The organism is [Clostridium] celerecrescens 18A (assembly GCF_002797975.1).
In the GTDB taxonomy this organism is placed as follows: Bacteria; Bacillota; Clostridia; order Lachnospirales; family Lachnospiraceae; genus Lacrimispora; species Lacrimispora celerecrescens.
Map to the genome: position 1 here is coordinate 1,782,821 of NZ_PGET01000001.1, position 26,912 is coordinate 1,809,732.

The 26,912-nt window shown below is 41.8% G+C and carries 28 protein-coding genes; 4 read left to right on the forward strand and 24 right to left on the reverse strand.

Features of this window, described 5'->3' with window-relative positions:
- The first annotated feature begins 41 nt into the window (after window positions 1-41).
- Window positions 42-230 carry a 50S ribosomal protein L28 gene (gene rpmB / locus H171_RS08435; RefSeq protein ID WP_025233002.1) on the forward strand — a complete coding sequence of 63 codons (189 nt, stop codon included), beginning with the start codon at window positions 42-44 and terminating at the stop codon, window positions 228-230.
- A 110-nt stretch (window positions 231-340) separates the two neighbouring features.
- Here rpmB and H171_RS24300 read toward each other — a convergent pair whose 3' ends face one another.
- From H171_RS24300 to H171_RS08485, 11 genes are all read right to left on the reverse strand, one after another.
- Window positions 341-478, reverse strand: coding sequence for a hypothetical protein (locus H171_RS24300; RefSeq protein ID WP_013272624.1), 138 nt, complete (start codon window positions 476-478; stop codon window positions 341-343).
- 54 nt (window positions 479-532) lie between these two features.
- Window positions 533-943, reverse strand: coding sequence for a GerW family sporulation protein (locus tag H171_RS08440; protein WP_100304735.1), 411 nt, complete (start codon window positions 941-943; stop codon window positions 533-535).
- Window position 944: 1 nt separating this feature from the next.
- Window positions 945-1,883 (reverse strand): DUF2953 domain-containing protein, encoded by a 939-nt coding sequence (locus H171_RS08445; protein ID WP_100304736.1) that lies wholly within the window; start codon window positions 1,881-1,883, stop codon window positions 945-947.
- A 14-nt stretch (window positions 1,884-1,897) separates the two neighbouring features.
- On the reverse strand, window positions 1,898-2,275 hold the full coding sequence (locus H171_RS08450; RefSeq protein WP_330404201.1) for a hypothetical protein: 378 nt from the start codon (window positions 2,273-2,275) through the stop codon (window positions 1,898-1,900).
- Window positions 2,253-3,593, reverse strand: coding sequence for a hypothetical protein (locus tag H171_RS08455; RefSeq protein WP_100304737.1), 1,341 nt, complete (start codon window positions 3,591-3,593; stop codon window positions 2,253-2,255). Before H171_RS08455 ends, H171_RS08450 begins: the two co-directional genes overlap by 23 nt.
- A gap of 22 nt (window positions 3,594-3,615) precedes the next feature.
- Entirely contained in the window at window positions 3,616-4,863 is a 1,248-nt protein-coding gene (locus H171_RS08460; protein ID WP_100304738.1) for a competence/damage-inducible protein A, read from the reverse strand.
- A 2-nt stretch (window positions 4,864-4,865) separates the two neighbouring features.
- A complete protein-coding gene (gene pgsA / locus H171_RS08465; RefSeq protein WP_100304739.1) occupies window positions 4,866-5,408 on the reverse strand; it encodes a CDP-diacylglycerol--glycerol-3-phosphate 3-phosphatidyltransferase in 543 nt (180 codons plus the stop codon).
- A complete protein-coding gene (gene rimO / locus H171_RS08470; RefSeq protein WP_100304740.1) occupies window positions 5,392-6,732 on the reverse strand; it encodes a 30S ribosomal protein S12 methylthiotransferase RimO in 1,341 nt (446 codons plus the stop codon). The genes pgsA and rimO overlap by 17 nt, the downstream gene beginning before the upstream one ends.
- 67 nt (window positions 6,733-6,799) lie before the next feature.
- Window positions 6,800-7,054, reverse strand: a complete 255-nt coding sequence (gene rpoZ, locus H171_RS08475) for a DNA-directed RNA polymerase subunit omega (RefSeq protein ID WP_013272616.1) — start codon at window positions 7,052-7,054, stop codon at window positions 6,800-6,802.
- 26 nt (window positions 7,055-7,080) lie between these two features.
- Window positions 7,081-7,701, reverse strand: coding sequence for a guanylate kinase (gene gmk / locus H171_RS08480; RefSeq protein ID WP_092249511.1), 621 nt, complete (start codon window positions 7,699-7,701; stop codon window positions 7,081-7,083).
- A gap of 16 nt (window positions 7,702-7,717) precedes the next feature.
- Entirely contained in the window at window positions 7,718-8,596 is an 879-nt protein-coding gene (locus H171_RS08485) for a YicC/YloC family endoribonuclease (RefSeq protein ID WP_100304741.1), read from the reverse strand.
- A gap of 142 nt (window positions 8,597-8,738) precedes the next feature.
- On the opposite strand from H171_RS08485, the gene H171_RS08490 reads away from it, so the two are divergent.
- On the forward strand, window positions 8,739-10,481 hold the full coding sequence (locus H171_RS08490; RefSeq protein ID WP_100304742.1) for an Rqc2 family fibronectin-binding protein: 1,743 nt from the start codon (window positions 8,739-8,741) through the stop codon (window positions 10,479-10,481).
- A 159-nt stretch (window positions 10,482-10,640) separates the two neighbouring features.
- On the opposite strand, the gene H171_RS08495 is transcribed toward H171_RS08490, so the two are convergent.
- The 3 genes from H171_RS08495 to H171_RS08505 all read right to left on the reverse strand — a co-directional run bounded on the left by H171_RS08495 (window position 10,641) and on the right by H171_RS08505 (window position 11,986).
- The gene (locus H171_RS08495; RefSeq protein WP_100304743.1) at window positions 10,641-10,826 is read right to left on the reverse strand and encodes a hypothetical protein; all 186 of its coding nucleotides are present in this window, start codon (window positions 10,824-10,826) and stop codon (window positions 10,641-10,643) included.
- A gap of 447 nt (window positions 10,827-11,273) precedes the next feature.
- On the reverse strand, window positions 11,274-11,420 hold the full coding sequence (locus H171_RS08500; RefSeq protein ID WP_100304744.1) for an exodeoxyribonuclease V subunit alpha: 147 nt from the start codon (window positions 11,418-11,420) through the stop codon (window positions 11,274-11,276).
- Window positions 11,420-11,986 (reverse strand): accessory gene regulator B family protein, encoded by a 567-nt coding sequence (locus tag H171_RS08505; protein WP_100304745.1) that lies wholly within the window; start codon window positions 11,984-11,986, stop codon window positions 11,420-11,422. The genes H171_RS08500 and H171_RS08505 overlap by 1 nt, the downstream gene beginning before the upstream one ends.
- A gap of 180 nt (window positions 11,987-12,166) precedes the next feature.
- Between H171_RS08505 and H171_RS08510 the strand changes: the two genes are divergently transcribed.
- Both H171_RS08510 and H171_RS08515 read left to right on the forward strand, forming a co-directional pair.
- Window positions 12,167-13,477 carry a sensor histidine kinase gene (locus H171_RS08510; protein WP_100304746.1) on the forward strand — a complete coding sequence of 437 codons (1,311 nt, stop codon included), beginning with the start codon at window positions 12,167-12,169 and terminating at the stop codon, window positions 13,475-13,477.
- A gap of 14 nt (window positions 13,478-13,491) precedes the next feature.
- On the forward strand, window positions 13,492-14,241 hold the full coding sequence (locus H171_RS08515) for a LytR/AlgR family response regulator transcription factor (protein WP_100304747.1): 750 nt from the start codon (window positions 13,492-13,494) through the stop codon (window positions 14,239-14,241).
- Between the two features lie 104 nt (window positions 14,242-14,345).
- Here the strand turns inward: H171_RS08515 and H171_RS08520 are convergent, their stop codons facing one another.
- The 10 genes from H171_RS08520 to H171_RS08565 form a co-directional block, all read right to left on the reverse strand.
- Window positions 14,346-15,095 (reverse strand): ABC transporter ATP-binding protein, encoded by a 750-nt coding sequence (locus H171_RS08520; RefSeq protein WP_025232984.1) that lies wholly within the window; start codon window positions 15,093-15,095, stop codon window positions 14,346-14,348.
- An 11-nt stretch (window positions 15,096-15,106) separates the two neighbouring features.
- Window positions 15,107-15,886 carry an ABC transporter ATP-binding protein gene (locus H171_RS08525; RefSeq protein ID WP_100304748.1) on the reverse strand — a complete coding sequence of 260 codons (780 nt, stop codon included), beginning with the start codon at window positions 15,884-15,886 and terminating at the stop codon, window positions 15,107-15,109.
- Window positions 15,862-16,650, reverse strand: a complete 789-nt coding sequence (locus tag H171_RS08530; RefSeq protein WP_100304749.1) for an ABC transporter permease — start codon at window positions 16,648-16,650, stop codon at window positions 15,862-15,864. The genes H171_RS08525 and H171_RS08530 overlap by 25 nt, the downstream gene beginning before the upstream one ends.
- A gap of 2 nt (window positions 16,651-16,652) precedes the next feature.
- Window positions 16,653-17,438, reverse strand: a complete 786-nt coding sequence (locus H171_RS08535) for an ABC transporter permease (protein WP_100304750.1) — start codon at window positions 17,436-17,438, stop codon at window positions 16,653-16,655.
- A gap of 11 nt (window positions 17,439-17,449) precedes the next feature.
- Window positions 17,450-18,532, reverse strand: coding sequence for an ABC transporter substrate-binding protein (locus H171_RS08540; RefSeq protein WP_100304751.1), 1,083 nt, complete (start codon window positions 18,530-18,532; stop codon window positions 17,450-17,452).
- 379 nt (window positions 18,533-18,911) lie between these two features.
- Window positions 18,912-20,405: a sulfatase gene (locus H171_RS08545; RefSeq protein WP_100304752.1), complete on the reverse strand. Its 1,494-nt coding sequence runs from the start codon at window positions 20,403-20,405 to the stop codon at window positions 18,912-18,914.
- Between the two features lie 8 nt (window positions 20,406-20,413).
- Window positions 20,414-21,928: a response regulator transcription factor gene (locus H171_RS08550; RefSeq protein ID WP_100304753.1), complete on the reverse strand. Its 1,515-nt coding sequence runs from the start codon at window positions 21,926-21,928 to the stop codon at window positions 20,414-20,416.
- Window positions 21,925-23,721 carry a sensor histidine kinase gene (locus H171_RS08555; protein WP_242976915.1) on the reverse strand — a complete coding sequence of 599 codons (1,797 nt, stop codon included), beginning with the start codon at window positions 23,719-23,721 and terminating at the stop codon, window positions 21,925-21,927. The genes H171_RS08550 and H171_RS08555 overlap by 4 nt, the downstream gene beginning before the upstream one ends.
- Before the next feature lies 1 nt (window position 23,722).
- Entirely contained in the window at window positions 23,723-25,177 is a 1,455-nt protein-coding gene (locus H171_RS08560; protein ID WP_100304754.1) for a sulfatase-like hydrolase/transferase, read from the reverse strand.
- Between the two features lie 320 nt (window positions 25,178-25,497).
- A complete protein-coding gene (locus tag H171_RS08565; protein ID WP_100304755.1) occupies window positions 25,498-26,886 on the reverse strand; it encodes a sulfatase family protein in 1,389 nt (462 codons plus the stop codon).
- Between the last annotated feature and the right edge of the window lie 26 nt (window positions 26,887-26,912).

Sequence of the window (26,912 nt, forward strand, 5' to 3'; positions counted from 1 at the left end):
CAACCATAAAAAGTCCAAGTCGCTTTTAAGGAGGTGCAATCATGGCTAAATGTGCAATTTGTGAAAAAGCCGCTCACTTTGGCAACGCAGTGAGCCATTCCCATAGAAGATCCAATAAGATGTGGAAAGCAAATGTAAAGTCCGTTAAAGTAAAAGTTAATGGCGGCGCTAATAAGAAGATGTACGTATGTACTTCCTGCTTAAGATCCGGATTAGTTGAAAGAGCTTAATCGAAGGAAACTCCTGGCTGATGACAGTCAGGAGTATTTTTTTGCCTTTTTTTCATGAGGCCGGACTCTTTAAAAGGCTGGCCTCATTTATTTTTAACAGCATTGCTTATTCAGCAGCAGAACAGGTTATATCCCAGTACCAGACATCCGATAATAAAAAGGATCGTTACGATAGTCGCCGGGATAAAAAGCAGAATTGCCATGCCCGCTCCAAAGCAGAACAGCATAAGTCCGCATACTCTTCTCATATCATCCCTCAATCCATTCAGGCTATATAACATACTATGCGGCTTATCCCTTTATTATTCTTCCGCTTTTTTCTTCTCTTCAGAAGCGGCCATCTCCTCCGCCACCTTTAATGCTTCCGAGGAAACCTCTTTTGTTCCGCCGGCAAATTTATTGACAAAATCCGGAACCATATCCAGAATTTTCGTTACAGCATCCTGCTGTTTGATGTTAACCAGCTTTGTTACTCCATTCTGAATGATTAACACCGCACTGGGGCTCATCTTTGCATGCATGCCTCCTGCCCCGTTATGCTTTGTATCTCCCGCAAAGGATCCGGCGGCCATGCCGCAGGTCACATCCACCAAAGGCAGAATGATCGTATCATCCACCTTTACCGCATCTCCTACCACAGTTTTTGTCGCCACGAAAGAATCCATTCCCTTAAACAGCGACTCTACCGTAGATGTAAAATTATTCTCTGCCACGTTAAGCAATTCCTCCTTTATGAAGCCATCCTTTTAGCAAACGCCTGAAATTTCTGTCCAAAAGCATCCGCAATCCTATAAAAAGAGCCGTCCCCAGACGAATCCTTCCGCGAAACGTTCCTTCCACCATAAACACCGTCTGGTCAAAAACCGGATACAGGTTCAAATGCTTATGGCAAAGCGGATAAATAACGCTTGCATAGGTAAGCACCTGACCAGTCAGATACGGATCATCAAAGCCAAAGGTTATATTTCCCTTTCCCCGGCGGGGAAGGATATGGCGGATCAATCTTTTTACCTGTCTAAAAAGCAGCTTTCCTGTCTTCTGGTTCTCCTTGTTGGAAACCCAGGCATAAATCTCATCTTTTTTGTCTTTTATTGTTCTCAGTGTATCACAGATCCGCAGGAAAAAAAACTTAAGTTTTGTAAAAGCCATAAGAACCTTCTTCTTAAGCTTTTCAAACACTCCCATGACCCGGAATCCTTTTTTCTTTTTTGATTCTTCCTTTGGAGGCGTCAGATTTCTTAATTCCTCCCTTGGAGGCGGCAGGTTCTTTGGTATTTCCTTGACCCTGTCATGAATTTCATCCTTCACTTCCTGTGCTTCTCTTATGGGTTCCGGTTCCATTATTTCCATGGCCTGAACCATAATATCCTCCGCTTCCTTAAGCTCTGAATCCATCTTTTTGGGCTTTCCTTTGCGGAAGCCAAAAATCCGGATCCTCACGATTAAGTCTTCCTCATACTGAGCTGTTACGGAAAGGATATGTAGCAGCCAGGTAATCCTGGCTTTCCCCTTCACCTTTCCGTCATAGGATCCCTCTGCCTGGTACCGAACCGGGACCAGAAGGATTAACAGAGCAACAGTGAGGACAAGCCCTAATACGATAAGCACCAGCAGACCTAAAATTTTAAGTATAAACAAAATTATATGAAGCATGAACACCTCACACCTTACCGGCTTTTTTCGTTGCTTTCACCCATGCTTTTTGGGCATAAAGGTATCCCTGAAAGGGGCTTCCCTATAAAAGCAGACAGATCGAAGCCTCCAGTTTTCCGGTACATATCACCGATGATATTCCCAGCCACCTCTAACGCTTCCCAGTAACCGGACGCAATGCCTAAAATGAGAAATTCCTCCTCCCGGTAAAGAGGCCACAAAAGTGTTATTGCCGGATAGATATCAAGTATATTATTCCCATTTGCAGCAGGCGTAATCACATAAATCCCTGGTCCAGGCTTTAACCTGCGGATTCCCTGAATAATCCGGTAACGTTTCTTCTTCGCTTTCTCACCAACGTACAAACGGTCAAACCAGCTTATTTTCATCATCCATCAGCTCTTCCAATAATTCCTTGCAAGTTTCCTTTTCCGCTTCATCCAGGCAGCTTTTTAAGCTTCCTTCGATATATGCCTGTATTTCGTCAATTGAATTAAAATAGACAGGGAGGCCTGATAAAACCTTCGCCATTATAGCCCGGATCACAGGTCTGGAGACGCCAGAGAATACCTCCTCAAGCTCTTTAAAATACTCCTTCGCCGTTTTCTCCAGATAGGAACGGTCAACAACAGCCGCTTCATCTGCCTTACCTGTTTCTTTCCACTCATCCCGGCTTTTTAATTCTACAAAAGAGCTTCCGGATAAAAGCCTGTCTACGTTTACAGCTTTCACGTAATCCGGATCTTTATTCCAATCGTCGCTCTCTTCCGGAAGCTCGGTCCTTAAATACCGCTCATAATAAGCTTCCTGCCTTCCCTCCAGCTGGGTAAGCTTGTCAAAAAACTCTTCTGCTGCTGGGGAATAATCATCTTTTATGAACTTTTCTAAAATCTCTGTAACCATGGAGCAGTAAAGTTCTTCCTCCTTCACATCAACAACTGCTTCCGGTCTTGCAAATACTAGAACACAAAAGTCATTGATGATATCCTGGAGCAAGATATAAAGGCCGGATTCATCCATAAGACCCTCGCAGGCAAGGCCAAGCTTTTCAGAAGCTTCCTCAAAACCTTCCGCGGTCATATTTCCGTAATCCATAATCCGGAACTGTTCCAAAAGCCCAAAAAGTTCCTTATGCCCTTCTTCCATTCCTGAAGGAAGCTTCACCATGGATTCGGTGCGGAGGTTATACATCATATCCTTAAGATTCTCTATGGGAGAACCAATGTAAACGGACAGTCCTTCCATAACAAGACTGAAAAACTTCTGTTTTGTCAGACGGACCGGAAGCTGCCCGATGATCTGCCTGATCCTTCCGTTCATAACGGCCGTTTCCTTCGTATCCGTAACGAATCCGATAAGACGTTTTGCAAAGCCTTCATCATCCCCTTCGGTTTCCGGCAAAGACATAAACTTCCGTTCCAGGCGGTTTATAACATATTCATAAATCTGAAAGCAGTCCGTGTAGGAAGTTAGGACCTCCACTTCATGAGTAACACCCTCGCGGAGCTTAAGCAGTTCTTCTTCCGCATCTTTTCCGGAAAAATGACTTTTTAGCAGCCCGTTAAGCTGCCGGCAGTAAGCAATGATCCGCTCCGGAATCACCGGTTCCTCCCCTACGGTTTCAAATAAAGTATAATAATTCAGCACCAGTCTTACGTAGGAATACTGGTACGCTGAAGTCATCTGTTTTTTCAGCAAACGGGTCTCCAAATTTATCTCCTCCCGGAAGGTTTTATGAATGATAATTCTTAAGAATGGAACGGCGCAGCAGATCCAGTGCCTTTACTACAGATTGTTCCCTGATCTTCTCCCGGTTTCCCTTAAAATGATATTCTTCCACTGAAACCTTATCCTTCATATAGCAGGCCATATAAACAAGTCCCACTGGTTTTTCCCCATCAGAATCCGGTCCTGCGATCCCTGTCACTGCGATGCAGACATCTGAATCAGCCGCACATACACCACCGATCGCCATTTCTTTGGCAGTCTGTTCGCTGACAGCACCGTACTTCTTCAAGGTGCTTTTGCTTACATCAAGATGTTTCCTCTTTGCCTTGTTGGAATAGGTGATAAAGCCTTCCCGAAAAACTTCGGAAGCCCCCGGCACATTCACCAGACGTCCTGCAATCAGTCCTCCGGTGCAGGATTCTGCTGTAGTCACCGTCAGCTCATATTTTTTCAGGAGGCGTACTACTGCCATTTCAAGGGTTTCTTCCTCTTTTGTGGTATACACATCATTCCCAAAACGGTTTTTAATTTCTTTTACCACCGGTTTTAAAAGACTTTTGGCTTCCTCTTCACTTGATGCCTTAGCTGTTACCCTTAAATGCACCTCAGCCGTCTTTGCATAGGTGGCAATGGTTGGGTTGGACTGTACGTCAATGAGGTCAAGAAGCTTATTTTCTACCTGGCTCTCTCCATGTCCGCAGATCTTGATCATTTGAGAACGGATCACGTCAGGCTGGAGCTTCTGAAGGTAAGGAAATACCTGATCGCGGAACAGGGGCTTTAACTCATTTGGAGGTCCAGGCAGCAGGATTGCCGCCTTTCCATCTTTTTCCAAAATCAGTCCTGGAGCAGTACCGTTATGGTTGTCAAGTACAGCCGCTCCCTGAGGAACCAGTGCCTGCTTCCAGTTATTATCTGGAATCTCTTTATAAATGCTGTTTTTAAAATACTCTTTGATTCTCTCCTTTGTATGGCTGTCTTCCACCAAAGAGAATCCCATGACCTCTGCGCAGACTTCTTTTGTCAGATCATCCTCCGTAGGTCCAAGGCCTCCGGTCAGGATGACAACATCCGAGCGCTTTAAGGCAGTCTCAAATGCCTCAGAAAGACGTTCCCTGTTATCGCCCACTGTAACCTGATGATACATGGAGAGTCCCAAGAGAGCACATTTTTCCGCCAGATACTGAGTGTTGGTATTTACAATATTTCCAAGAAGAAGTTCTGTTCCAACTGAAATCAGTTCAACAACCATGATTACATACTCCCTTCCGTAAGAACGTGGTAATTTTTTGCTACATAATCAACTAGTGAAACCAAGGTAAGAATTGTGGCGAGCCAGATAAACACTGTTGTAAGGATAGACAATGCCGGAATATTTAAGATAAGTAAAACAGACAAAATCATCTGGGACACTGTTTTAAACTTTCCCCAATAGCTTGCCGCGATCACCACACCATTATCAGAAGCCACCAGACGGAACCCGCTGATAATAAATTCACGGCTAATGATCACAATAACGATCCAGGCAGAAAGCTGGCCCAAGGCCGTAAAACAGATAAGTCCTGCACAAACCAGCAGCTTATCTGCCAGTGGGTCCATAAACTTGCCAAAATTAGTCACCAGGCCATACTTCCTTGCAATCTTTCCATCAAGCAGATCCGTAAAGCTGGCCACAATGAATATAGCCGCCGCAATGTATCGGTATGATGCATTGGCACCTCCGTCAAGCAGCAGAAACAGAACAAAAAATGGAATCATAATAACCCTTAAAATCGTAAGCTTATTCGGTAAATTCATCCTCCAACTCTCCTATCAAATCATATTCCATAGCCCCTGTCACGCGGACTCTTGCAAAATCACCTGACATCAGTTCTCCTCCCGTCTGAACAAAAATCATTCCGTCCACACCAGGCCCATCCATATAGGTACGTCCAACATAAGCGTTTTCATCCGCCACCTTGCCTTCTATCATAACCTCCAGGCTTTTCCCGATCATAGATCTGGAAAAATCATAGGAGATCTCCTGCTGAAGCTCCATGATGGCGTCACGGCGTTCCTCCTTCTCTTCCTGCAAAACCTGATCCGGAAATTCCGCAGCAGGAGTATCTTCTTCTGCCGAATATGCAAACACTCCCAAACGCTGGAATTCCATCTCATCCACGAACTCCATCAGCTCTTCGTGATCTTCCTGGGTCTCCCCTGGGAATCCTGAGATCAATGTAGTTCTAAGTGCAATATCCGGGATTTCTCTCCGAAGCTTTTCCACGATTTCCCGAAGCTGGGTCTGCGTGGTCTTACGGCCCATGCGTTTTAAAATCCTGTCGCTGGCATGCTGAATAGGCAGATCAAGGTACTTGCAGATTTTCTCTTCTTCCTTAACGGTCTGAATCAGCTCATCCGTAATCTCTTCCGGATAGCAGTACTGAATCCGGATCCACTGAATCCCGGATATGCGGCACAGGTTTTTGAGAAGCTTTGGAAGCGACTTCTCGCCATATAGATCCACGCCATACAGAGTCGTCTCCTGAGCCACTAAAATAAGCTCTTTTACGCCCTTCTCAGCCAGTCTCTCTGCTTCCTTTACCAGACGTTCCATAGGAACGCTGCGGTAATTTCCACGCAGAGACGGGATGATACAGTAAGTACAATGCTTGTCACAGCCTTCCGCAATCTTTAAAAAGGCATAATGTCCCCCTGTAGTAAGAATCCGGTCTGTTTCCACTTCCGGAAGCTCATCCAGTTCGTGAAAACGCTGAACGTGTTCTTTACCGCCCAAAGCTTCCGCCAGAACGTGAGAGATCTCGTCATAGGTGGAAGTACCTAAAATTCCATCAACTTCAGGAATCTCGTCTATGATCTCCTGTTTATACCGCTGGGCCAGGCAGCCGGTCACGATTAATGCCTTGCATTTGCCATCAATCTTTCTCTGCGCCAACTCCAGTATGGTATTTACGCTTTCCTCTTTAGCATCACCGATGAAGCAACAGGTATTGATCACAATCACATCCGCCTCATACTCATCATCCGTAAAGGTATATCCGTCTTTATTCAGAAGGCCCAGCATCATCTCTGTATCCACAAGATTCTTGTCGCAGCCCAGTGAAACACATAATAACTTCATGTTTTAACTCCTGTCTTTCATTATAATGGGAAAGGCCATCTCATCCAAAAGGGAGACGGCCTCTTTCCTAATTATCGTCTTCTTCTGTTGCATCCGCTTCGCTTAAAATCTTCACTTTGCCCTCATATAGTTCTTCTACGGCAACAGAAAGCGGTTTCTTACCAGCTCCCAAAATCTCCGGCTCTGAGCCGCCGATAATCTGCCTAGCTCTCTTGGCTGCGGCAATTACGATAGAATAACGGCTCTGTACAACAGGAGCCTCTCCTGGCTCTACCTCGCTGTTTACTACATTAATCAAATCTGAATAAGATGGATGTAACATCTTTCATTCCCCTTTCTCAATCGGCTCTATATATTCTTTAATTCTTCCCGGATATGGGATAAAAATGCCATATTATTGGAAGCACGGTTATGCTGTACCTGTATCATGCGGTGCATCTCTTCCACACAAGTGTCTATCTTATCGTTAATGAGGATATAATCATAGCCTTCCATGCCTTCCGCTTCCTCAGCTGCCCGGCGGAGTCTGGCATTGATCACATCCATGTTTTCCGTACCGCGGCCTATGAGACGACGCTTTAATTCCTCTGCGTTGGGCGGCATGACAAAAATCAAAATCGCAGCAGGGAAATGTTTCTTTACCTTTAGCGCCCCCTGAATTTCAATTTCCAGGATTACATCCTTCCCCATTTTCATCTGGTTTAAAACGTATTCCTTGGGTGTACCATAGTAATGGTTAACATACTGGGCATATTCGATCAATTCTTCCTTTTGTATCATATCCTTAAAACGTTCTTCTGTCACAAAGAAATATTCCCTGCCGTCTGCTTCTCCCTCTCTGGGATTTCTGGTAGTAGCGGATATGGACAACGCATAATTATCATACCGTTTCAGAAGCTCTTTCATCAAGGTTCCCTTGCCTGCCCCTGAAAATCCCGATACGACTACCAATATGCCATTCTCATTCATGTTTTTCGTTACACTCCTACTCAATATTCTGGATCTGTTCCCTTACCTTTTCAATCTCGGTCTTCAGAGCGATGGCCTTATCGGAAATTTCCAGGTCATTGGCTTTGGAAAGTATGGTATTCGCTTCCCGGTTCATCTCCTGAGCGATGAAATCCAGTTTTCTTCCCACACTGCCGCCTGCATTAAGCTCTGTACAAGTATTTTCAATGTGGCTTCTGAGACGTACGGTTTCTTCATCCACACAGATTTTATCGGCAAATATCGTAACTTCCGCGGCAATTCTTCCTTCATCAACGGAAGCATTTGCCAGCAATTCCTTCACCTTGTCCTCCAGTTTTGCCCTGTATTCTAAAAGAATCCTGGGGGACCGTTCTTCAATGAATTCCACAAGCTCAGTCATAAACTTAAGCTTTCCAAGGAGATCGTTCTTTAGGTTTTCTCCTTCTGTCACTCTGGTTTCCACAAAACGTTTTGCAGCTTCCTCTATGGTTTCTGAAAGAAGCTTCCACATCTGATTCTCATCCTCCGGCACCTCTTCCATGATAAGGACCTCCGGGCACCTGGCCAGGGTCGATACCTTGATGTCGTTCTGAATTCCGAATTGTGCCTCCATCTTTGCGAAATAATCCATATATTCAGCAGCCAGCGCATTGTTATACTTCAAACACAACTTATTCTCTGTGTAATCCTCGTAGGTGATAAATACATCAACCTTACCGCGCTGGATATAATTCTTTAATAGATTCCTGATCCCTGCTTCAAAGAAATTAAACTTTTTCGGCATCTTTATGCTTAAATCCAGATATCTGTGATTTACAGCCTTCATTTCTACGGAAATCTTATATTCATCCGTGACAGTTTCGCATCTGCCAAAACCTGTCATGCTTTTGATCATTCCATATGCCTCTCTTTCGCCATAGATATCATCCATTATAATTCATATTAAAATACAAGTCAATTGGTTTTAAATTTTACAGAAAGTTGATTCTGTGCTATACTATCCTTATTATATAGACCATTTACCGGAGGAACAGACAATGGCATTAGACGGAATTGTTATGGCAAATCTCGCAGCAGAGATGAAAAACCGGCTGGAAGGCGGAAAAATCGCAAAAATTGCCCAGCCGGAAAAGGACGAACTGCTGTTTACTATTAAAAACCAGAAAAACACATGGAGACTCCTGATTTCGGCCAGTGCCAGTCTCCCCCTCATCTATTTTACAGAGGCAAACAAACAGAGCCCCATGACCGCCCCAAATTTTTGTATGCTTTTAAGAAAGCACATCGGAAACGGGCGCATCATCCGGGTAAGCCAGCCGGGACTGGAACGGATCTTATGCATGGAAGTGGAGCATTTTGATGAATTAGGTGATAAACGAATTAAAAAACTGATTATTGAAATCATGGGAAAGCACAGCAACATCATCTTTTGCAATGAAGAGGACTTGATTTTAGACAGCATAAAGCACATCTCCGCCCAGGTCAGCTCTGTACGTGAGGTTTTGCCGGGAAGAACCTATTTTATCCCACAGACCATGGAGAAAAAAGATCCCCTTACCATCACGGAAGAAGAATTCATTGATGTAATCGGCCAGACAGCCGCACCTATACAAAAAGCGCTGTATATGAAACTGACCGGTCTAAGCCCCATTATGGGCCATGAGCTTTGCAATCTGGCCTCCATTGACGGGGACCGTTCTGCCAATGGAATGACGGAGCTGGAACTGGTCCATCTGTATCACATGTTTTCCTTTATTATGGATGATATAAAGCATGGACATTTTACACCAAACATTATATATAAAAAGGAAGAACCAGTGGAATTCTCCGCCCTTCCCTTAACCTGTTATCAGGGAGAAGGCTATGTTTCCCAATGCTTTGATTCCATCAGCTCACTTTTGGAAAACTATTATTCCTCAAAAAATACCATTACCAGAATCCGGCAAAAATCCGTGGACTTACGGAAAATCGTCCAGACTGCTTTGGAACGAAATTATAAGAAATACGACCTGCAGGCCAAGCAGCTGAAGGATACGGACAAACGGGACAAATATAAGGTCTACGGAGAGCTTATCAATACCTATGGATATGAATTAACCGGAGGTGAAAAGCAGCTGGTCTGCCTTAATTATTACACCAACGAAGAAATTACCATTCCTATGGATGATCAGTTATCAGCAAAAGAAAATGCTCAGAAGTATTTCGATAAATACAATAAGTTAAAGCGCACCTTTGAAGCTGTAACAGATCAGATTGCCGAAACCAAACAGGAAATTGACCATCTGGAATCAGTTAGTACTGCTTTGGACATCGCTTTAATGGAGGAGGATCTTGTACAGATTAAAGAAGAATTGATGGAGTACGGATACATTAAGCACCGTCGATCCGGCGACAAAAAGCCTAAGATCACAAGCAAGCCCTTCCACTACCTTTCTTCAGACGGATTCCATATTTATGTAGGGAAGAACAATTACCAGAATGAAGAGCTGACTTTTAAAGTGGCAAGCGGCAATGATTGGTGGTTCCATGCAAAAGGGATCCCAGGCTCCCATGTGATCGTAAAATCCGATGGAAAAGAGCTTCCCGACCGGGCCTTTGAAGAAGCCGGAGCTTTAGCAGCCTACTATTCTAAGGGTCGTGAAAACGATAAGGTGGAAGTGGATTATGTGCAAAAAAAGCAGATAAAAAAGGTGGCTGGAGCGGCGCCTGGCTTTGTTATCTACCATACCAATTATTCCATGGTCGCTGAGCCAAAGATTCTTTTGGAAGAATGTAAGTAAATCCATTCCGGAAGGCTCGTAATCGTTTATTGAGCCGTTGAAGGGAAGAAAATGATATAAATTAACAATATTGAATTCAAAATAAGCAGGTAACGGAAGAACATAACATTCTTTCACGTTACCTGCTTTTATTTAAATTCCACCAATTACTTACTCTTGTCAAATATCAATACACTCCATCTCTACCATAGCTCTTCTTTCAGGTACTGTCGTTATTACATCTATATAATATTCATCTGGAATGATCTTCCTCTTTCTATGCTTTGACTTGATATTCTTTTGCACAGAAGCATCTGCTAAATTCTTTTCCAATTTTAGAATTTTACAAAATAAGTTTTCTCTCATCTGCTATTCTCCAATCTTTGTTATCCCCTAGTACAGGAAAGATATGCCAGACTTCATGCGATAAATCAGTCTAAAACAATACCTATCCAATTTCATAAAATTGACTAACTGCCCTTTGAATTTAATTCAAAGGGCAGCATCTTTTTACTTTATTCTACTGAGTATCCATAAAACTTCTGAATGAATACAAATTCCATATCTTTTAACTTAGTCTATTTATAGGAATCTCAATTAATTCAGACGAAGTTTCCCCCTTGTTACTACTGTAGTCATACAATACATATTCCAACTAGTTGGATTTGAAGATCTCACAATGATTTATATGTATTATTTTCATTGTCATCACGGCGCTTTTTCTTTTTATAATGAATACATTATCATTATATAACTCATACCGGACAATCTGCACTTAAATTTAAAACCAAAATTCTTTTTCTCGTCAATTCCTTATTTAGTATTATCATTATGCATTTTTAACACTGCTTCCGGAATTTTTCTCTCATAGATTCCAGCAGGAAAACTTCTCCCTATAGAATTAAGAGATACTTTTACTAATACTTTCTGTAATTCTTCTACTACCATCTTTTTCATCATTAGTTCTCTCCTTTAACATTTATTTTATTTTTAGGAAGTAAAGTTAAGACTTCCAAAATAACTGGATAAATAATAAGTCCTCTAAGGGTCGGATTTAAATATGCAATTCCCATCATCAACGTTAAGGCAATAATGGAATGTATCTTCTTAATTAGTTTATCTTGTGAACTAAAGTGTTCGATATTTATTGTACGTGGAACGCAACAAACAATAATAATAACGGAAACTATATAAATAAACGGCAAAAGTAACACTTTTATTTCAAAGAAGACATCTCCTAAAATTGATAATGCCCAAACCAGCATCATACTAAATCCGCAGCCCAAACCCGTTTTAGCATGAATACCGCCAGCCTGTAATCTTAATCCGCAAAATGCAGATAATACAACAAGTGTCTCAAATCCTTTTCCTAAGACAACTCCTATAAGAAAGATAATAATAAGCTTAATAACATTGTCAAGTAATAGTTCCATTCCATATTGAATCACTTTATTTTCTTCTTGACTTTTGGGGCTTACTTTATTCAACCAGTCGCAAAAACCAACAGCAATTCTGCTAATACTCATTTTATCACCACCATTTGACCTTATACTACCATATCTTTAGGCCAACAAAATATTTTTGCAATTTCCGTAGTGTTTTTCTTCCTAAGCGTTAAATGCATTTGCTTTTCATACAATTCCCTTTACTTTCCAATTACAACAATGTAAAATATAAACATACATCTACGGGCGAGGAGATACAACATGACTTATTTTACCTATACACTTACAGGAGCCTTATGTACCTATTTTCTTTGTGTACATTTGCTTCCTAATAAAATATCTATTCTCAAACGAATTATTATATTTTTATATGCTTTTGGTACACTCTATTTTTTTAATAGAATATACGGTCAATCTGGCTCGTTTTTCACTTTTTCTGGCATAATACTTTTAGTTTATTGCTTTACCAATAATCATTATCTAAGTCTATCATGCTATTTATTCGGATACCTTTATAGTATTTCTTTCAGCTACTTATTTATGTGGATAATGACCTTTTTTCTAAAAATAGATATAACCGACTTTTCGAATAATGGTCAAGCAATCATAATCTTTTCTTGGGTTTATTGTGTGTATTGTGGTATAACAACAAAATTGATAGGCTGGTATTTTCACAAAAAATTGAAACTTTCTCAATATTTAACCAATCGTCATCTGTTGAAAGCGATTTTTATTGACCTATTTCTTTTAGTGTTGTTTTATATCTTTAATTTTTCTTACGGAGAGCGTCTTGGCTATAACTACGGTGTTATCGCAGTAAATGGAATCATCTTTATCTTTTTATTTTCAATCACAGTCCTGCTCATGTATTCAGTCTATAAGATTACCATAAGTGAACAGTCCTATAAACACCGCATGGCACAGTTTGAAAATCTCCGTACTTATGCGGAACGCCTAGAAAAATCTTATGGAATTATGCGCAAATTTAAGCATGATTACATGAACATACTTATTACCATGTCAGGATTTATGAAAGAAAATGATATGGTAGGTCTAAAGGAATATTACGGAGAAAGAATTCTACCTATCAGCCATGCATTTACAGAATCAGATACCAAATTGGGAACTCTCTCCAACATTAAAAATACTGCCTTAAAAAGCCTGCTATCCTCCAAATTCGTATATATGATGGAAATAGGCATCAAAACGGAAATAGAACTGATTGAACCTGTTAATGATCTTAACATGGATTGCCTTGACCTCTCCCGAATTCTAGGCATACTCTTAGATAATGCTATGGAAGCTTCTATAGAAACAAAAGAAAAAGAAGTGCGCTTCTGCATGTTTTATAAAGAGAAGGATCTCCATCTCATCATTCAAAACACCGCACTCCCTCCAACGTATGCGATATCAGAGCTTCGCAGTCACGAAATTTCAACAAAAGGTGAGAATAGAGGAATCGGCCTTTTTAACGTAGATATGATTTTAAAAAATTACGAAAATACTATCTGGAATACTACATATGAAGAACCTTATTTTACACAAGAATTAATCCTAATGCATAATGATTAATAGGGAGTACAAAAATGATCCACATATACCTTTGTGAAGATGATAACAGGCAATTAAGCCGCTGGAAAGACATCATAGAAAAATATCTGATAATAAATCAGACAGAATCCATGCTTTATTGCGCAACCTCAAACCCGGAAGAACTGCTTTCCATGCGAAAGCGCTCCAACACCACCGGACTTTATTTTCTGGACATTGATTTGCAGTCAAATAAAAATGGAATTGAACTGGCTCAGGAAATACGTAAATATGATCCGAGGGGATATGTTGTCTTTGTAACTACTCACAGTGAAATGGCTATTCTTACCTTCCGATATAAGGTGGAAGCAATGGACTTCATTACAAAAGATGAAACAGAAACCTTACCAGATCAGATTTGCTCATGTATACAAAATGCAGAAAGAAATTATAAGGCTCAGCTTGACACCTCCAATCGTCTTTTATCCATAAAGCTGGATAAAGATTCACTGGTTCTGGATCAAAATGACATTGTAGCAATTACGACCAGCGACGATTCCCACAAAATCATCGTTCATACCAAAACCGGAATACGTCAGATCTCAGGCTCATTGAAAGAATTTCATGCAACCTTGAATTCCGGTTTCTGCCAATGCAACCGTTCCACCATTATAAATATGAAACATGTATTAAAGTATTCCAAGGAAAATGCTATACTTCATATGAATAATAAAGAAACCTATTCCGTATCGATTCGTATGATGGGAAAAGTGCAGAAAGCTTTAAATAACATTCATATTAAATAGATGCGCTGGGCAATTGCAGCACAGTTAAAAAAAGCAGCCCCTGTCATTCCTTTAGAGAATGCTAATGGAGCTGCTGCTTTTGATGTATGATCGTTAAACAAATCCTACCACCACTTAATTAAATCCGTCACTTTATTCCGTAATTCCACAAAGTCCTTAGAAGCAATATCCCTCGGCCTTGGCAGATCGTTTTTGATCTCTGTTTTTATCGTTGTAGGCTTATTTGTAAGAACAAGAATCCTTTCCCCTAAATAAACTGCCTCTTCGATATTGTGGGTAATGAAAATAACAGTTGTCCCGTTTCGTTTCCACAGGCTTAACAGCTCATCCTCCAGCTTAAACCGAAGTTCAATATCCAGCTGCCCATAGGGTTCATCCATTAACAATAACTCCGGCTCTGTAGCAAATGCTCTGGCGATGACTACCCGCTGGAGCATACTTGCTGAAAGCTGATCAGGATAGTATTTACGGTATTTCGTTAGTCCTACCACCTCTAAATACTCCTCCACCTTCTGATCCGCCAACTCTTTTGAAGTATGCTTAATGTCCAGACCAAACCGGATGTTTTCTTCTACCGTAAGCCACGGCATCGTTGAATATTCCTGAAAAATATATGCAATGCTGTGCTTTTTTAAATCTACAGGTTCATTGTTAATTAATATCTCCCCTTTTGTGGGTTGATAAAGCTTAGTGAGGCTGTTTAGAAATGTTGTCTTGCCACAGCCTGTAGGCCCTACGATACAAAGAAATTCTCCTTTTTTCACGTCAAAGGATATGTCATCCAGAACAAGAAGCTGGTCGAACTGTTTTGTCAGATTCATTACCTTAACTTTTGTTTCTCTTTTATCTTCCATAAACTCCTCCTTTACAGCGATTTGTCCATATTTTCTGTTATCTCCTGCCGTAATCGTAGGAATTCAGAGTCAACATAACTTCTGGGATGAGGCAGATCAATCTTATATTCTTTCTTAATGGCAGAAGGACAGTTGGTCATCAGGATGATCCGGTCTGCCAGAAACAACGCTTCCTCAATGTTATTGGTAACGAAGATAACCGTTCTCTTTTCTTTCTGCCAGATTCTCTGAAGCTCTTCCTCCATCATATATCTGGTCTGGGCATCTAAATGGCCGAAAGGTTCATCCATCAGCATAATATCGGGATTATTGCTGTAAGCTCTGGCAATTCCGACTCTTTGTCTCATACCGCCTGACAACTGGGAGGGATAACTTTTTTCAAACCCTTTTAGACCTACCAGATCTATATAATGATCTGCAATCTTTTTTATCTCCTCTTTCTTAAATCCACGGACCTTCGGCCCAAATTCCACATTTCCCATGACTGTAAGCCATGGAAATAATGCTGTTTTCTGATAAACAACTCCTCGTTTTGGAGCAGGGGCAGTCACTTTTTTTCCATGATCCAACACATCTCCGGAAGTGGCCGGCTCTAAACCTGCCAAAATGTTAAGCAAAGTGGTTTTTCCGCACTGTCCCGGTCCAAATAACACCAGAAATTCATTTTCCTTAACAGAAAAATCAATGTCCTTTAATACCAGATTCTTGCCGGTACCGTCAAAGCTGTCAAACTCCTTGGATACGTGACTGCACTGTAGCACTCCTGTTAAAGTCCCTGCTGCTGATTCCATATGCATAACCTCCCTTCCAGCTTTGCCATGGCAGTAGCCAGAATATATCCAACAAGGCCGATTGCCAGCATTCCAACCATAATCTGAACGGTATTTCCATTGGTCATTCCCATAACGATTAACCAGCCGACACCTTCATCGGACCGTACCATTTCAGCTCCTACTACCGCGGACCAGCCTGCTGTAATCGCAATCTGAAGACCTGCGAAAATATACGGAACCGAGGAAGGAAGAACAACACGAAAGAACACCTGACGCTCTGATGCGCCTAACATTCTGGCAGCTCCCAGTAAAACAGGATCTACATTTTTCGTTCCATCGTATGTATTCACTGTAATAAAACAAAAACACCCCAGAAAAATAATAAAGAATTTACTCTGATCTCCAAGCCCAAACCACAGAATTGACATAGGGATCCAGGCAAGAGGCGGTATCGGACGAATAAATTCAAAGATGGGCTTTACAATTGCTTCTACTGTTCTGGAATACCCCATTGAAACTCCCAAAGTAATCCCGGTAAGAGTTGCGAAAAAGAAAGCAACACCCACTCTGTACAGACTGACACCAATGTGTACCATCATCGTATGCCTGCCAATGGGGACAGTAAAGCTTTCGAAGAATTTAATAATGATCTCTGAGGCAGGAGGGAGAAACATTCTGGCATTTGTAAACCTGGCTACCAGTTCCCATAAAAGCAGCAGAGATCCAAAGGCAATCACAGTCATAAAAACTGCAACATTTTTTCTGAACAATCTGGCTGCCATGGCTATTTCCCTCCCTTTACAAACTTAGTCTGCAATTTTTCCAGTATATAGGACAACAAAAAACCAATCACTCCTATTGTGATCATTCCTACTAAAATCACATCTGGCCGTCCCAGCATTCTTGCTACCTGAATCATATAGCCCAGACCTCTTGTTGCCGCTAGAAGCTCTGCTGCCACCAGTGCAACCCAGGAGGACCCCAGTGCAAGCCTTAACCCTGTAAAAATCATTGGAAGCGCAGTTGGAATAGCCACTTTAAATAACATCTGCTTATTAGTAGCACCAAAGGTACTCGCAACCCACAAATGAACCCGGCTGGTTCTCTTGATCCCTGCATAAGCATTGATGGTAGCACTGATAAAAGCTGCAAAAAATATAATTCCAACCTTTGACCAGTAACCAATTCCCAGCCACAGAATCATCAGAGGAATCCAGGCAAGGGCGGGAATGGGACGTATTACATCAAACAATGGCTTGGCAAACATCTCAAATCTCCTGCTCCATGCCATGGCAATCCCCAGAGGCACCCCAATGACTACTCCAACGGTATAACCTCCCAGTGCTATTTTCATACTGGCTCCTATATGCTGGAGAAGGGTCGCTCCATCTGGATTGACCCCTCCTGTTAGTTTATATAGAAATGTATTCAGTACTTTTGCCGGACTGGGAAGCATCATGGGAGAGATCAGGTGCAAAATATCGGTTACCAGCTCCCAGATAAAGAGCACAGTAAGAACAGAACATACTGACATCAGCCAGTATTTATATTTTGCTTTCTCCTTCTTCATTTCCATTCCTCCTAATTGTTTTTAACGAATTCCGGATCAATATTTTTGTCAAACTTATCTATGAGCTCAGGCTCCAGCTGACCAAGGCTTATATAGAATTCGCCAAGCTCCCTGGCAAAGCTGCCCAGATCACGATTGCTCCAGTCTTCCGCTGTGATGAACTGAACTCTGCCTAAATCACTGACACAGCTTTCTCTTGTGGTCTCTGCACCTGCTTCTTTTAAAAATTCCACCATCAGATCTGCGGCCATATCAGTATCTTCATTCAGTGCCTTACAGGCCTCCATAATACAGTTCATGTATTTCTGAACCAGTTCCGGTTTTCCTTCCACTGCTTTTCTGTTAGCAACTACCATATCTACATATCTGGTTCCAAGATCAGCCAGATTGCCTACCTGAACCATACCGTCATCCACTGCTTCAAAAAATGTGGGAACGTTAAGAGCTACGGCATCACACTGATTTGCCTGTAAGGCCTGATAAGCCTGGGCGGTATCCATATTAACAATATTTACATCTGTAATTCCAAGCCCCAGCTTCTCCAGCCATTTTAATGTGGTAAAATGCTGTGCTGTTCCTATTGGCAGGAGAATTGTGGCTCCCTTTACAGTCTCAGGACTGCCAAGTACATTGGGGTAAGAAGGGTTGTAGCCCTTAGCACCTGCAATAGCAGAATCAGGCTTTACAAATACTCCCAGACCATCTGTAGACTCCAGAACTTCTCCTATAATCATCATGTCATAATTGGCAACACCTGTCACTGCTGCTGCACCCATTGCTCCAACATCCCATAAATCTGCTGCCAATGCTTCATTCATAGGTGCACCTGTTGCAAACATGACTGTTTCCATTTTAAAACCAGCTTTTTCATCCAGCTTATTCTTCTTAATATACTCTGTGGGCAGGCTGGTGATAAATGGCATCATAGCAACTCTTAATACAGGCAAATCTCCTGCTGCCTCTGTACTTGAATTTCCACCGTTTCCTTCTGATGGAACAGAAGCATTTCCGCCTCCCTTTCCACAAGCTGCCAGTACCATGGACAAAGCCAGAACCGCTGCTGCAACCTTCATTACTTTTTTGCTTTTTCTCATATTACATCCTCCTCGTATAATAGTTTCTAGCATTTTCCCCTATCCTGTTTACAAATGGAAATACGAATTCTTCCGACTTGCCGCAACCAACTCTTTATTTTTTCGTATTTCCTTCTTGTATTATGATTATATAATAGCCATAGTACCTCTGTTTTTTTATTATTTTATTTTTCTTTTGCTTTTCGGATGGATTTTGCTAAAATGAAATTGTTGACTTTTCCAATTTTGACATTTGTTTTGATATTTTGACAGAATACTGTTGCTGCAGGATTCTCCTCCTGCGGCTGCACCTTTCCAGCCATTTTGCAGAATTTCTATTACATAAAAAAGATGACCGCTCAGTTAACGGCTGGCGGTCATACAATATCATCCCCTCTTTTTAGAATCCGTATCGTTCCAGCATCTCCAAAGGACACTGGTTTTCCTTCATACGTTTTCTCATGAAATGGATCATTCTTTTTTCTGCTGCTTCATCCTCAATGGGCGATTCCTGATTCGGATCTTTTTCTAAATCAAACAACATCGTAGGATATGTATTTTGCCCGGCTTCTCTGCCATAGGGAATCTGCATAACAGGCAGATCCTTTGTAAATGAAAATCCATCTGACAAAGTCATCTGCTTTAACTCTTCCTCTTTTATAAAAGCCCTGCGTCCTCCATGGCGAGTTGGCATCAGAGTATACTGATAGATCTTCGTCTCATAATTTACAGGACTTCTCATATAAACATAGCGTCCGTCTGTACAGTTGATCTGGCCTCCATAGATTCCGAAAAGAGCAGCTTCCCGTATGGCTTTATCTTCCTGAAGTACAGACTGAAGGGGAATTCCCTCCATATCTTTTGGAAGCTCCAGCCCAAATTGTTTCAATATGGTTGCAGGCAGATCAATGGTCTGCACCAGACTTTTTACCCGTTTTCCCTTATTTCCAGTGACCGGGTCCCATATGAACAAAGGAATCCTGGCCACTTCATTATAAAACGGGCAGTGGCATTTGGCCCATTGCCCATGTTCTGACAGAAGAAACCCATGATCAGTATTAACAATAAGCATAGTATCCTTCCACATATGATACTCATCCATCAGATCCAGGATCTCACCCAGCTTTTCATCACACATAGACAACAGGGCTCCATATTCTGACCTCAAATGAAGAATTTCCTCTGGTGTATCACGCTCATTAAGATTTCTGTAATCCGGCCAGTCATAAACGGCCCCATTATAAGTATGGGGAAACAGTTTTTTAAACTTATCATGAGTAAAAAACGGTTCATGGGGATCAAAGGTTTCTATCTGCAAAAACCATTGGTCTGAATTGTGGTTGGTCCTGATAAATTCTTTACCGGCTTCAAAGGTTTTACTCTGGGGCTGCTTCTCTTCTGTATCTAAATAGGACCTGTTAATAAAATCCTGGGGGACCCAGTTGTGCTCCCAGCTGTCAGCAATTCCATCACACCGGTTTTTATATTCCTTTGGAGCCCTGTTCTCTCCTGCAACCCCTTTCCATGCATCCCCCTCCTGTCCACGGAATCCTTCCCACGTTCTGTATCTGGTATGATAGGTTGCTCCGCCATCTTCAAAATAATGGTAATGATCGGTAGCAATATGGGTATGAATGCCATTGCGATTTAACAGCTCAGGCATGGAATCATCAAAGGGCTCCAATGGCCCCCAGCTTCGATGGAGAAAATTATATCTCCCAGTGTGCAGTTCCCGCCGCGCAGGCATACAGGGAAGGCTGCCGGCATAGCAATTGTCAAAAGTTACCGAATGTTCTTCCAGTTTGTTAAAATTAGGAGTCTTTGCAAATCTTCCTCCATAGGACTCCAGCATATTTCTATTTAATGAATCAAACATGACCATCAAAACTCTCATGATTTCTTTTACTCCCCTCTTCTGTATTCATAGGGATTGACCCCATAACGTTTTTTAAAGGTTGTGGAAAAATAACTCACATTAGGATATCCCACCGCTTCCCCGATTTTCTGAACACGTTCTGTTGTGTGGGACAGCAAATAAGCAGCTTTCTTAAGCCTTATCTCAGAGACAAAGGCACTATAGGTACAGCCCACCTCTTCCTTAAAGATTCTGGATAAATATTCCGGGTTTAAGTGGACCTCCTGGGAAACCATTTCCAGGCTGATAGCTTCGCTGTAATGCTTTCTCACATAATCAACGGCTGCGGATACTCCTTTGGACAATCGTCTTTCATCCACATCCTGATATGCCAACACATTTCTGATAAACTCCAAAACTTTGCACCTGGCTTCTGCATAGTCTGTGGTTCTATAGACCCGGCTTTTTTCTTCTAAAAGCATATGGTGCATCAGCTGTGCGTCCTCTTCTGCAAACCGCATATATGCCATTTCCATTGCATCACAGCAAAAGGAGGTAAAACCACTGATAGGAACCCCTGTATCATTCCTGGCTTCTTCCATGGTTTCTTCCGTTCTTCCATAAAATTTGTCACCTTGCACATCATATAATTCCCGTCTTTTCTTCCGGAAAACAGACTCCCACTTTGATTCCTTTTTTCTGATTTCACTTCCACTGCTCTTAGCTTGCCAAACCTTTATTTTCCCTTCATAATATCCCATTCCAAGACCATAAACCGCCTGAACAATAGCATCGGGCACATTGCATAAACGGTCCGTTATGGTGCTGACTCCTGCCATACAGCCGTTATTTAATACAATTGCAGATGCATACTCATACAAGATCTGATTCTTCTTAAGCTCGGTTAAATCCCTTGCCAGATTACCAATAATCACATAGGTATATCTGTCATACTCAAAGCTGGCTACATGACGGACACAGGCGTTCTGTGGCAGGACAAAATCTTTCATTAAATCCTGTTTCCAGACAGCAATGGAAAACAGTCCTCCATCCCTCCATCTGATATTACAATCTCTCAGCTGCCTGATATCATCCTCTTCCAATGGTCCGTCTTTTCTTAAAATATCACTGATTATGGAGTGCTGCTGTCCTGTACTCTCCGTTTCTCCACGAACTTCTTTCGTACCCGCTCTTTTTATTTGCAGTTCCAGCTTAGAAAGCATCTCCTGAAAGGACTGTTGATTCATCTCTGTTTTCAGCAGATAATCGTCACCACCCTGGCGAATGGCTTCCCGCACCAAATCAAAATCTGCAAAAGCAGTCAGTAATATGACGATCGTTCTGGGATTTAACTTTTTAATCTCCTTTAAAAGCTCTAAACCTCCCATGAGAGGCATTTTTATATCTGTGAATACGACATCAGCCTCATTTTCTTTATAAATTGACAGAGCCTGCTCTCCGTTATGCGCACAGCCTGCCAGTTCACAGCCCGGATAGCTCTGAATACAAAACTGCAGCCACTCACAAATCATTCTTTCATCATCTACAATCAGTATTTTCATGCGAAATCCTCTTCATTGATATGCTCTCTCATTATAACAGGAAGCTTTAAAGTAACTGTTGTCCCGATTCCTGATTCGCTTTCCACAAGAAGCCCATAAGAATCTCCAAAATTGATTCTGATTCGATTTAACACATTTAAAATGCCAATGGAACCTCCGGTATGGTACTCTCTGTCCTCCAGCTGATTTCTCAATTGTATAAGTTCCTCATCGCTCTGACCAACTCCATCGTCGGAAATAGTAATCAAAAGACAGTCTCCGTATATGGCAGATTCGACCACAATAAGCCCCGGCTCCTCCTTTGCATTAAGTCCATGAAATATAGCATTTTCCACGATTGGCTGTATAATAAGAGAAGGCACAAGGCACCCCTTTGTCTTTTCTTCTATTTCACATTCAAAATGCACTTTATCGCCATAGCGGATCTGCTGAAGTACCAGGTATTTTTTCGTATTTTCAAACTCTTCCTCCAACAAAATGAAATCCGTATCTACTGACAAGGTCCTCTTTAGCAGGTCTATAAAAGCTGACATCATTAAAACCGCCTGCTTGTTATTTCCCAGTTCAATCATGCACTGAATAGAAAACAGGGTATTATAAAGAAAATGGGGATTGATCTGGGCCCTGAGAAAATCAAGCTCAGATTTCCGCTTTTTTATTTCTTTTTGCTTTACACTTTCCATCAGTTTTTTAATCTCTTTTGCCATCTCATTAAAGCTGTCTTTCAATTGATTGACTTCTTCATAGCCTTTAATGTCACTGATCACATCAAAATCACCCTGCCGTACCTGATCCATCAGACTGCACAGCTTCTGGATCGGCTTTGATATTCTGCCAGATAAGTAATAAGCAGCTCCCGCTCCTGCAAAAATGCAGAAGCTTAAAAGCAGGAGCAGAATGGCAATGGCCTGATGGAGAGGCCTAAAAATCACAGAACAAGGCATCTCCTCTACAATTGTCCATCCTGTTTCAGGATCATAATAATTGGACAGCAGATAATCCTGCCCCAGTTTCCTAATCATATTGTACTGATTTATTCCATAAAACTGTCTGAAGTTTTTAACCCCAATGAAGTTTTTGCCAAGCAAATCCTTATCTCTGCTGGATACTATATTTCCTTTTTTATCAAAAATATAAAAGTTGCTGTTTTCCTCTACAGAACTATATAAACCCTCCAGATACTTTTCATCTATATTAACCAGGATCGTACCAAGTATATTGCCCTCCTGATCCATGACCTGACGAAATGCACCGAATACATAAGGATTATCTAAGCCTGTGCTGTCAAACTTTTCCCGAAAACTGCTGATAAACACCATATCATCCTCAGAATCATAGCTTTGCCTGTACCATAACTGGCTTTCTAATCCCTGAAAGTCATAATCCCCTTTCCCCCTTGAGGAGTACTGAAAACCATTATTGCCCAGAATGACCACATCATAATTCAGACCTATATCATGAAAAACCTGGTCATAGGTCTTTTTTAACTCATCAAGATAATTGATGGCCTTCTGCCTGCTTTCCAGGAACTGATCCTTTTCTTCAGACAGATAGCTTCTCATATGCTCATCATAGCGGTAAAGATTGGATATGGTAATCGTATTGCTTTTTATGGTATTGGATCGTTCTGAGATCTGTTTTAATACATCCAGTCTGCTCTGTCCGATCTGATCCAGCATAAGGCTTTTGATCCCTAGGAATAAAAACATAACAAAAAGAAGGGAAATCAAGGCAAACGTAAGCCCATATCCCAGGCGCAGCTGTGCCTTAAGGGTACTAAATCCCTTTTTCATTTTATTCCATTCCTTTTTCATCTTTACAATTAGTTTTCTGCAGTTTTTCTTTAATATAATCATCACAGCTATGAGACTCTTTCTCCTTACTCCAGACTCCCGCCAGATTGATCTGCCCGGAACCGTATACAGCTTCTTTCGCACCATCAATCTCCGGATTTACATATTTTAAAAACCACTGCTCCAATTCATAATTCAGTTTATTTTTAATTGTTGCCGCTTCCCCGTCTTCAGATAAAAGAAGATTGCTCCTCTCTACCGGATCTTTCTCTAAATCATAGAGTTCATTGGGTCCATAAGGGTAACGTTTGATAAACTTATATCTGGTTCCCCGTATCATTCGGTTCGGCCCATATTCATCTAATACAACAATAGATTCTGACTGAATAAAGGGTTGTCCCATCATAGCCGGAAGAAAGCTTCTGCCAGGAAGATGATCCGTGAAACTGTCCTCTGCTCCGACATATTCCAGCAGAGTTGGCATAAAATCATAAGCGGAAACAAGAGAAGTGTTTACCATACCCTGAGGAATGCTGCCAGGCTGGCTGGCAATAAAAGGAACCTTAACTGAGGATTCATACATATTGATCGGAAAGGTACCATTGCCTTTTCCCCAGAAACCATGGTGTCCGCAGCTGAATCCATTATCGCTGGAAAACACTATCAGCGTCTCTTCTCTGATACCCAGACGATCAAGCTCATCAAGAATACGGCCGATATTCTGATCCATTGCAGTGACTGCTGCATAATATCCCATCTGATTAGCCCTTAAATCCTTCATAACCTCTTCTGTTAAATAAATATGATCCGGATGCTTTTCCTCCATAGGGCATGACAAGAAGGAACAGTCCTCGTAAATTTTTGTGTATTCTTTTGGATGGTTGTTAACCCATGGGGAATGAGGTGCCGTATAGCCTACATGAAGATAAAAAGATTGCTTGCCTGCGTTTTCTTTGATAAAAGATATGGCATCATCGGTTATCACATCAGTGACATAACCGGATTCATAGATTAGTCGTCCTTCTTTATAAAAAGGAGCATTATAATAAGGGCCTCCGCCAGATTTGTGCGCAAACCAGTGTGTAAAACTCTTTTGAGGAACAGAACTCCTGCCAACGTGCCATTTACCGGACAGACCACATACATAACCTTCCCGAGCCAATACATCGGTATAAGCGGTCTGACCCGCCAGATATTCTATATCCTCCTGTTCTTTATTATCGTCACGAAGCCAGTCATGGACCCCATGCTGTGATGGAATTCTTCCGGTTAAAAGAGAAGCCCTGGCTGGGGAACAAACAGGGGAAGCACAAAAGAAGTTGTCAAAGCGGATCCCCTCTGCTGCCAGCCTGTCCAGGTTGGGCGTAAGTATCTCTTGATTCCCGGCACAGCCCATAGCCCAGGCACCCTGATCATCCGATAATATAAAAATGATATTGGGTTTATTTTTACTCATTTTTGTTCTCCTTACTATTAGGTTATAATAGCTGCGGCAAGTCGAACATTTATCTTTAGTATATATGATGTAGAATCAATTGTAAAGATGCATTTTTATGTCGCATTTTATACAAAAGCATCTCCTGACCATAGTTAAGACCATCGTCTATGCCGCTTAGCGGGTTGCATAGATATCTGCACTTTGCATGCTCTATTGGGTCAAGGCACATAAAAAGCGCCGGAAAAAGTCCGACGCTAATAGTATGTGCCTAATTGATTCTTTCTATTTCATGGTAAGTTTGGCATGATCTTAAATATCAATCCCTGATTCTTTTAATTTTACCTGTCCCACAAAAACGGATCTTCTGTCTTACACAGGTAATTTTTAAGTTTTTCCCGGTATGCAAGAATTTCTGTTCTCTGGCAGTCCGGCTCCAACAGTACCGGATTTATCTGGTAAGGATCTTCCATATTATCATATAGATATTCCTTTTGTTCCTCTCCAGGAGCATAGCCGTTAAAAATGACATAGGTATAACGTTTATCCTTGATGCCTCTCCAGCCATAAGCCTTATGGGTGAGCCCCTTGTCGGAAAACGCCTTTACCGCATCCGCACCGCCTGGATAGGAACAGATCAACATATCCTGCGGTTCGTTCTCATCTTCTCCGAACATACCTTTCACATGACTGTAACCCTCGCACGTTTCAGGTATGGAAAGCTCCAGAAGTTCCAAAATGGTCGGCATATGGTCCGGACTTGCAAAGATTCCGTCATTGTCCACAGCCTTAATTCTTCCCTTCTGACGGATCATAAGAGGAATATGGATGGACTCCTCATACCAGACATTTTTACTCATCAGACCGTGGGAACCAAGCATTTCCCCATGATCCGCAGATAAGATGACAATGGTATTTTCCTCCATATTATGGTCCTTTAAATATTGAAGGATTCTACCAAACTGTTCATCGATTCCATGGACTGCAGCATAATATTGCCTGGTCTGGGTTTCAAGCAGTCCGCCTTTTTCCCTCATCTCTTCCGGTACGTTTTTCCGGTATTGAACTTCTAAATCCTTAAATTTCTCATAATACCGGTCCGGTACCAGTTCATAGGGAAGATGGGGCGGATTATAGGATAAGTACAGCGCAAAAGGCTGCTCTTCTTCTTTCCTGGCTTCCATATACTCAATGGCCTTATCTGTCTCAAATTCCGCAGACCACTTTCCGGGTTTTATTTGCTTTTCATCATCCTGCCAGTAATGAGGATCCAAATGGTCATCCCAGGCTCCATAAGACAGCCAGTAGTCAAATCCATGTCTTCTCTCTCCAGGCGGTGTATAGGCATCCCAGTCTTTTGCGCCCGATTTAGGATTGGAGGAAAAGTTAAGCTCTGAAGCATCCAGATGCCATTTGCCAATGTAACCTGTTTGATATCCTTCGGCCTTCAGTACATCTCCGATACAGAGCTCCTGGGGCCTTAGCATGACTTTTTCTTCCAGTCCTATCTTGCAATTGGTCCACATCCCTACACGGAATGGGTATTTCCCTGTCATCAGGGAAGCTCTGTGAGGAGAACATAAGGGGAACGTACTATAAGCATTGGTAAACCTCATGCTCTCCTGGGCAAAGGAGTTAATATTTGGAGTCACCACCTGGTCCATGTTCATAAATCCCATGGCGTGAGCCCGCCACTGGTCGGCAAAAACATACAGCAGATTCGTTTTCATTTTTTTCTCCTTATTCTTCCACAGTT

Coding starts and splice junctions, on each gene's coding strand:
- rpmB (WP_025233002.1), top strand. CDS start 42: ATGGCTAAATGTGCAATTTGTGAAAAAGCCGCTCACTTTGGCAACGCA.
- H171_RS24300 (WP_013272624.1), bottom strand. CDS start 478: ATGAGAAGAGTATGCGGACTTATGCTGTTCTGCTTTGGAGCGGGCATG.
- H171_RS08445 (WP_100304736.1), bottom strand. CDS start 1,883: ATGCTTCATATAATTTTGTTTATACTTAAAATTTTAGGTCTGCTGGTG.
- H171_RS08450 (WP_330404201.1), bottom strand. CDS start 2,275: ATGATGAAAATAAGCTGGTTTGACCGTTTGTACGTTGGTGAGAAAGCG.
- H171_RS08460 (WP_100304738.1), bottom strand. CDS start 4,863: ATGGTTGTTGAACTGATTTCAGTTGGAACAGAACTTCTTCTTGGAAAT.
- pgsA (WP_100304739.1), bottom strand. CDS start 5,408: ATGAATTTACCGAATAAGCTTACGATTTTAAGGGTTATTATGATTCCA.
- rimO (WP_100304740.1), bottom strand. CDS start 6,732: ATGAAGTTATTATGTGTTTCACTGGGCTGCGACAAGAATCTTGTGGAT.
- rpoZ (WP_013272616.1), bottom strand. CDS start 7,054: ATGTTACATCCATCTTATTCAGATTTGATTAATGTAGTAAACAGCGAG.
- gmk (WP_092249511.1), bottom strand. CDS start 7,701: ATGAATGAGAATGGCATATTGGTAGTCGTATCGGGATTTTCAGGGGCA.
- H171_RS08485 (WP_100304741.1), bottom strand. CDS start 8,596: ATGATCAAAAGCATGACAGGTTTTGGCAGATGCGAAACTGTCACGGAT.
- H171_RS08490 (WP_100304742.1), top strand. CDS start 8,739: ATGGCATTAGACGGAATTGTTATGGCAAATCTCGCAGCAGAGATGAAA.
- H171_RS08495 (WP_100304743.1), bottom strand. CDS start 10,826: ATGAGAGAAAACTTATTTTGTAAAATTCTAAAATTGGAAAAGAATTTA.
- H171_RS08500 (WP_100304744.1), bottom strand. CDS start 11,420: ATGATGAAAAAGATGGTAGTAGAAGAATTACAGAAAGTATTAGTAAAA.
- H171_RS08505 (WP_100304745.1), bottom strand. CDS start 11,986: ATGAGTATTAGCAGAATTGCTGTTGGTTTTTGCGACTGGTTGAATAAA.
- H171_RS08510 (WP_100304746.1), top strand. CDS start 12,167: ATGACTTATTTTACCTATACACTTACAGGAGCCTTATGTACCTATTTT.
- H171_RS08515 (WP_100304747.1), top strand. CDS start 13,492: ATGATCCACATATACCTTTGTGAAGATGATAACAGGCAATTAAGCCGC.
- H171_RS08520 (WP_025232984.1), bottom strand. CDS start 15,095: ATGGAAGATAAAAGAGAAACAAAAGTTAAGGTAATGAATCTGACAAAA.
- H171_RS08525 (WP_100304748.1), bottom strand. CDS start 15,886: ATGGAATCAGCAGCAGGGACTTTAACAGGAGTGCTACAGTGCAGTCAC.
- H171_RS08530 (WP_100304749.1), bottom strand. CDS start 16,650: ATGGCAGCCAGATTGTTCAGAAAAAATGTTGCAGTTTTTATGACTGTG.
- H171_RS08535 (WP_100304750.1), bottom strand. CDS start 17,438: ATGAAGAAGGAGAAAGCAAAATATAAATACTGGCTGATGTCAGTATGT.
- H171_RS08540 (WP_100304751.1), bottom strand. CDS start 18,532: ATGAGAAAAAGCAAAAAAGTAATGAAGGTTGCAGCAGCGGTTCTGGCT.
- H171_RS08545 (WP_100304752.1), bottom strand. CDS start 20,405: ATGAGAGTTTTGATGGTCATGTTTGATTCATTAAATAGAAATATGCTG.
- H171_RS08550 (WP_100304753.1), bottom strand. CDS start 21,928: ATGAAAATACTGATTGTAGATGATGAAAGAATGATTTGTGAGTGGCTG.
- H171_RS08555 (WP_242976915.1), bottom strand. CDS start 23,721: ATGAAAAAGGGATTTAGTACCCTTAAGGCACAGCTGCGCCTGGGATAT.
- H171_RS08560 (WP_100304754.1), bottom strand. CDS start 25,177: ATGAGTAAAAATAAACCCAATATCATTTTTATATTATCGGATGATCAG.
- H171_RS08565 (WP_100304755.1), bottom strand. CDS start 26,886: ATGAAAACGAATCTGCTGTATGTTTTTGCCGACCAGTGGCGGGCTCAC.